Raw genomic sequence first — 4,580 nt, 5'->3', positions numbered from 1 at the left:
ATCTGGCTCCTCGCTAGTGTAACGCAGGAGAACTTATCGCCCAGGTCTTGATAGCTGCGCAATGACCATGTGTGTGTTGCTTTTAAGGTAGTCTTGGTGTAATCATACTCGCTATTGCACGCCTCACGAAGAAACAACTTAATCCATTCGTCATCCGATCTGCCCTCGACTGATTGGCTGGCAAACAAGTCTTCTCTATACTCTTTGTTCAGCCGGTAGAGAAAGAATCTATAGGTATCACGCTTGGCCACGGTGCTGGTTGCGATTTCCTTTGTTTCAGAGATGGTAACAGGCGAAGGCAATACACGCCATTGGACAGAGCATGGCTAACGCTTGCCATCACCTGGCTGCAGAGAGCCAGGAAGATCAACAAACAACATTCGGGGGCAGCTCAGGTGTATGGCATTGTTAGCCGATTTCGCGCCAGCATCACAGGTCACCTGGTTGAAGGCCGGTGTGCTTCGCGATTCGAGACAACATCCTTGGGCCAATCTGCTCGCCATCATGGAATGCAAAGACATAGTCCGGATAGTCTGTATGTTCAAGGGTCTTATGAGATCCTGACTGACGTTTAACTCTCCATCCAATTGACTGCAAGGCTGACAATACCTGCTTTGCCTTGGCTGACGGCCAATTGCTCATGCAGAGAGAGGAAGCGAAAACTGGATGCTGACTGGCTCGGATTCGCCATTTTCAAGCCGATCAGCAATAACCCGAAGAGCTAAGACTTCAGCCTTTGCCATTGCAGCTGCAAAGGAACTTCCATAAGCAAGGACACCAGGCAGTTCCGGCACCTCGGCGATCCAGCGTCCATCTACCTCTTGTTCGCAGTCCAACGTGAAGTTCATGCTTACCTCCCAGCTAATCCCACTGTAGCTACGTTTCAGGTCCAAGCGTATCCTCGCCGCCAGTTCAGCATGGCGCCCTTCACAGAGATTCAGCTAACGTTCCAGATCAGAAGCGGGCCAGTCCCCTTGGAATAGTTGGCGTCCCTTGATCTAGTCTTCAGAATCTTGACGTTAGCCGCCTTTTGATTGATAATAATCGGGATGCTGATATCGTTCCTTCCTTTGGAGAAGGCATTTGAAAATACAGTTGGTTCATCGATTACCATTCCACCCCTCTTTCTTGCGTGCATACAATGCCGCACTGCATGTGCTGAAACAATATGCAACAGGACCCAACATTTGGCTGCTGGTCATTCTAAAATCTATAGCCTTCTTGTTTGTCATGGCAATCTTTGTAGAATTGCTATATCCGGTCTTGATGCAAAGTTAAATCTACACATTGCTCTCCGCTATTCCCCCTATGTCAAAGTCTGCTGTTGTGGCAGTTGGCCTTTTGCTCGAATCATGGAAAATACTTATCACGGAACGCGCAGACGATATGCCGTTTTATAGCACTCAGCCAGGTCACTCTGCGCTTAGAATGTCTATTTTAATTATAATCTTCGGGACCTTAATTCAAGGGTATGGGGATCTTGTCTTCTCTGCCATGCGGAGGTGAGTATGCGCAGGCCAACGCCAAGATCACCCGCCCGTAGCAACTACCGCCAGAGTCAATCTCTCTGCACCGGGTCGGGTGCATGATGTTGTTGGGCAATCTCTGCGGAGCTGGTATGAGTTCGCGAGGGTCTAACAGATCTCCTGTGAAGCTCCACCTACGGCGCCGCACCCAACAGCCAAGCAGGCGGGTCGTCTCAAGGCTTCCGCGAAGCTGTAGGCAAAGTGGTAGGCGGGGGCGTCATGACAGGTGATTCTGGACCTCCTTGAGCAGCGAAGCGGTGATGTTTAGCAGGAGCGGCCAATCTGGGGAGACGATCTCCAAACTATCGACATACCGTGTCTGAACCGCAAAGAAGGTGAGATCGGCAATCCGCTCAAATGGGCTGACATCTGTACCCGATTCTTCTAGCCAAACCATCAACGCCACGAGGTCATGGGTGAAGGGAGCGGGACCTTCCCTCGAATGGATCCAGCTTTTCAGAGTCTTCTCGCAGGCTTGCTGAAGCAGGAAACCGATGCTGCTGTCGCGGAAACCCGAAAACTCCACCCTGCGCTGCGACTCCGCAAGATCAGCCTGGGCGTTCCGCAGGTAGCGAATGGCATCGGGATCAGCCCTGCAGCAAGATTCCCTCCTGGTAAGCCTGGGTGGTGACGGCGCTTCTGTATTGCTGCCGTTGGCTTACTTCGCTTTCGGAATAAAGGAGCAAGCAGATCAAGGGGAAGCCGATGGCTGGAGAGTTGGCGCCAGAGGGACCCCAGCACGCGCACGCGATCGCGGCCGGCCAGCCAGTGATCCGGCACGGTGATCAGTAGATCCACGTCGGAATCTGGCCGGGCTGTGCCCCTGGCGCGTGATCCAAACAGGCGGACCTGGGCTTCCGGGATTGCCGCAGCGATCCCCGACGCGATGGCGCTGATGCGCGGGTCGACCGTAATTGCTGAAGCGTTGGAGGGAGCAGCAGTCATGAGGGTATTCTGGCCAGGGAGCCTCGGGGGCGTCAGGCAGCTCTACCGCTCCATCCAATCTACCGGTCTCAGCTCCCTGAGTAGAGACAATCCTCTCGAAGGCCCACTGATTTGCCGAACGCTCAAGATCAGCGGCGGGAAGAAGCATGTGCTTACATATGCAACTCTCATCTCCCGCTTGCTGCATCTTGTTGTTATACGAGCTGCTTTTGCAATACTAGGCTTCTCAGAAATTCTGGCGCAAAGTCGGCACCATTCGGCCAGCAGACTGTGCGAAGCTCAGGATCTAGGTAGGCCTCATTGAATTTATCGGGATTAAGAAGTTCTTCAAAGATTGGGCCTCTCAGTTCTGCAGCGATGTCAACTTCTCCATGAGTCCCATCGTCGAATTGAAGCAACAGTCGATGACCAGTAATGACTTGAGCAGATGTGACGTGAAGCATGATGTACTCAAAAAAGAGGGACTACTCAAGAGGGGGGATCGGTGATAGAGGTTCGTGGCGGCGCGCTCGCTCCCAGTCAAGCATCAGCTCATCGCGATGCTGCTGGTACCACTCCAATACGTGAGATAGGGCTCGTCTTGGAAATTGACCATTGACAACTCCATCTCCAATGTTCACTGTGATCTCATACTCGCCATAGATCGCATGGAAATGTGGTGGATCATGATCTCGATACAAGATTGCTATTGCGATCCCAAGGAAGCGACTGATAACTGGCATCTGTAAACAATAGCGTCAAATTGGCAAAGTGCCAAACTCTTCTGAACAGCAATCTAGTGGACAAGCCCCGCACCACTGGGACCTTTCAATACAGGAGAAAGATCGGGGCTCTCTTCAGATCTCCTTCACCTTTCGGCTAAGTAGAAATTCCGAGGAAGGTGCGGAACGGATTGATTGGGGGTGCTGGGAGCCAGTGTAAGCACAAATAGGCTCTTCAGGCGAGATCCCTTTGATCAGCCTGTGCTTTAACAGCTGCTATGGATAGAAATCTCTGCTTCTCAATCCGCTATTACTCAACAAAGAATCGGCATCCTCTCGCGCTGGCGCACCATCAACAGCTGTAGAACCCCACCGCAGCGAGGGCAGACCATCGGGGTTGTTCCCTTGGTGGTGCGGGCCAGGGCATTCTGACCCTGAGCACAAGCTGCACAAGCAGGATCAGACGTTTGGGCATGACATGGAGCAGCAAGCGCCAGAGGAACTCTGAGCCAGCGAGGCATTGGATCACCTCCTGGCCTGTGTTGTCTTTGATTCGAAAGCTGATGATCCCTTGGCAGTCGCCAAGAATATTCTTTTCCGAGATCACGCCACGATAAAGGTAGCGACCGAGATAGATCAATGCCTGATCTCCTCTGCCAACTGCCTTGCAGTGAACCACCCATTCCTCTGGCAGTGTCTCCTTGGCCTTCAAGCCAAGCGCCTTGATCCCTGCAAGGATTTTGGCGCGAAAGACCTTGGCGAGGTTAAGAGCAGGGAAGAGGTAGTTCTCTGCCTTGTAGCGCCAATGGCCAGTCTTCTTGTCGACCACTCCAGCGGGCACAATCATATGCACATGAGGGTGATATTCAAGCTTTCGGTTGTGGGTATGCAGCACGGAATGAGCGCCGATCCTTCCCTTCAGCTTTGGATCGCGACGGGCAAAACTATCGACTGTTTGCCAGGCAGCCTTGATCAGTAGATCATACAACGGTTTCTGATGCTGCCGGAATGCATTCCGCAGTTGCGCCGGAACTGTAAAAGTGATCATAAAATAGGTGCCGGTAACAACTCAGCGCTCTGACGAGTGATCCACTGTTGACTGTCGTGATGTTGGCAAGTGGGACAACTTCGATGACCACAGGAACGGGGAACACGGAATTTGGTTGCACAGGGTTTACATTCAAGAATCATGTGGTCACTACCTTCCCGCCGGCAACGTTTCATTGCCCTCAGAGCCTGATGGTGGCTGGGCAGCATCTCATAGCCATGAGTCCTTTCCAGGTCTTTCTGGTAATGATCAATCAGTTGCGAGAGGAGAATCATGGCTGATCCTCCCAGCGCAGAACAAATCCCTTCAGCAACAACTGCAGTCGATCAGTAGTGTGATCACGGCAGGTCTTGGTTATAT

Annotated in this window: 9 protein-coding genes; all 9 read right to left on the bottom strand. The window is 52.3% G+C overall.

All coding sequences use genetic code 11. The features are described from left to right. Positions 1 to 251 (bottom strand): hypothetical protein (locus AC01FP_RS16200; RefSeq protein ID WP_474481701.1); only part of this gene is annotated, 251 nt, incomplete at its 3' end. Positions 252 to 429: 178 nt separating this feature from the next. Beyond that, complete coding sequence (locus AC01FP_RS16195; RefSeq protein WP_474481700.1) at positions 430 to 642, bottom strand: type II toxin-antitoxin system HicA family toxin; 213 nt, start codon at positions 640 to 642, stop codon at positions 430 to 432. Next, positions 639 to 848 (bottom strand): type II toxin-antitoxin system HicB family antitoxin, encoded by a 210-nt coding sequence (locus AC01FP_RS16190; RefSeq protein ID WP_474481699.1) that lies wholly within the window; start codon positions 846 to 848, stop codon positions 639 to 641. Before AC01FP_RS16190 ends, AC01FP_RS16195 begins: the two co-directional genes overlap by 4 nt. Positions 849 to 1,743: 895 nt before the next feature. Then, the gene (locus AC01FP_RS16185; RefSeq protein ID WP_474481703.1) at positions 1,744 to 2,094 is read right to left on the bottom strand and encodes a HEPN domain-containing protein; all 351 of its coding nucleotides are present in this window, start codon (positions 2,092 to 2,094) and stop codon (positions 1,744 to 1,746) included. Continuing rightward, entirely contained in the window at positions 1,983 to 2,471 is a 489-nt protein-coding gene (locus AC01FP_RS16180; protein ID WP_474481698.1) for a nucleotidyltransferase domain-containing protein, read from the bottom strand. Before AC01FP_RS16180 ends, AC01FP_RS16185 begins: the two co-directional genes overlap by 112 nt. A gap of 194 nt (positions 2,472 to 2,665) precedes the next feature. Continuing rightward, on the bottom strand, positions 2,666 to 2,914 hold the full coding sequence (locus AC01FP_RS16175; RefSeq protein ID WP_474481697.1) for a DUF2442 domain-containing protein: 249 nt from the start codon (positions 2,912 to 2,914) through the stop codon (positions 2,666 to 2,668). 21 nt (positions 2,915 to 2,935) lie between these two features. Beyond that, entirely contained in the window at positions 2,936 to 3,193 is a 258-nt protein-coding gene (locus tag AC01FP_RS16170) for a DUF4160 domain-containing protein (protein WP_474481696.1), read from the bottom strand. A 331-nt stretch (positions 3,194 to 3,524) separates the two neighbouring features. Further along, complete coding sequence (locus AC01FP_RS16165) at positions 3,525 to 4,220, bottom strand: IS91 family transposase (RefSeq protein WP_474481695.1); 696 nt, start codon at positions 4,218 to 4,220, stop codon at positions 3,525 to 3,527. Continuing rightward, positions 4,217 to 4,429, bottom strand: a complete 213-nt coding sequence (locus AC01FP_RS16160; protein WP_474481702.1) for a transposase zinc-binding domain-containing protein — start codon at positions 4,427 to 4,429, stop codon at positions 4,217 to 4,219. Before AC01FP_RS16160 ends, AC01FP_RS16165 begins: the two co-directional genes overlap by 4 nt. Between the last annotated feature and the right edge of the window lie 151 nt (positions 4,430 to 4,580).

The organism is Cyanobium sp. NIVA-CYA 375 (genome assembly GCF_056108345.1).
The sequence above is the reverse complement of the archived record's forward strand: the minus strand, read 5'-3'. Positions and strand labels throughout refer to the sequence as shown.

Bases quoted from the DNA above. Each gene is read 5' to 3' on its own strand.
- AC01FP_RS16170 (WP_474481696.1), bottom strand. From the start codon at position 3,193: ATGCCAGTTATCAGTCGCTTCCTTGGGATCGCAATAGCAATCTTGTAT.
- AC01FP_RS16160 (WP_474481702.1), bottom strand. From the start codon at position 4,429: ATGCTGCCCAGCCACCATCAGGCTCTGAGGGCAATGAAACGTTGCCGG.
- AC01FP_RS16190 (WP_474481699.1), bottom strand. From the start codon at position 848: ATGAACTTCACGTTGGACTGCGAACAAGAGGTAGATGGACGCTGGATC.
- AC01FP_RS16195 (WP_474481700.1), bottom strand. From the start codon at position 642: ATGAGCAATTGGCCGTCAGCCAAGGCAAAGCAGGTATTGTCAGCCTTG.
- AC01FP_RS16165 (WP_474481695.1), bottom strand. From the start codon at position 4,220: ATGATCACTTTTACAGTTCCGGCGCAACTGCGGAATGCATTCCGGCAG.
- AC01FP_RS16180 (WP_474481698.1), bottom strand. From the start codon at position 2,471: ATGACTGCTGCTCCCTCCAACGCTTCAGCAATTACGGTCGACCCGCGC.
- AC01FP_RS16175 (WP_474481697.1), bottom strand. From the start codon at position 2,914: ATGCTTCACGTCACATCTGCTCAAGTCATTACTGGTCATCGACTGTTG.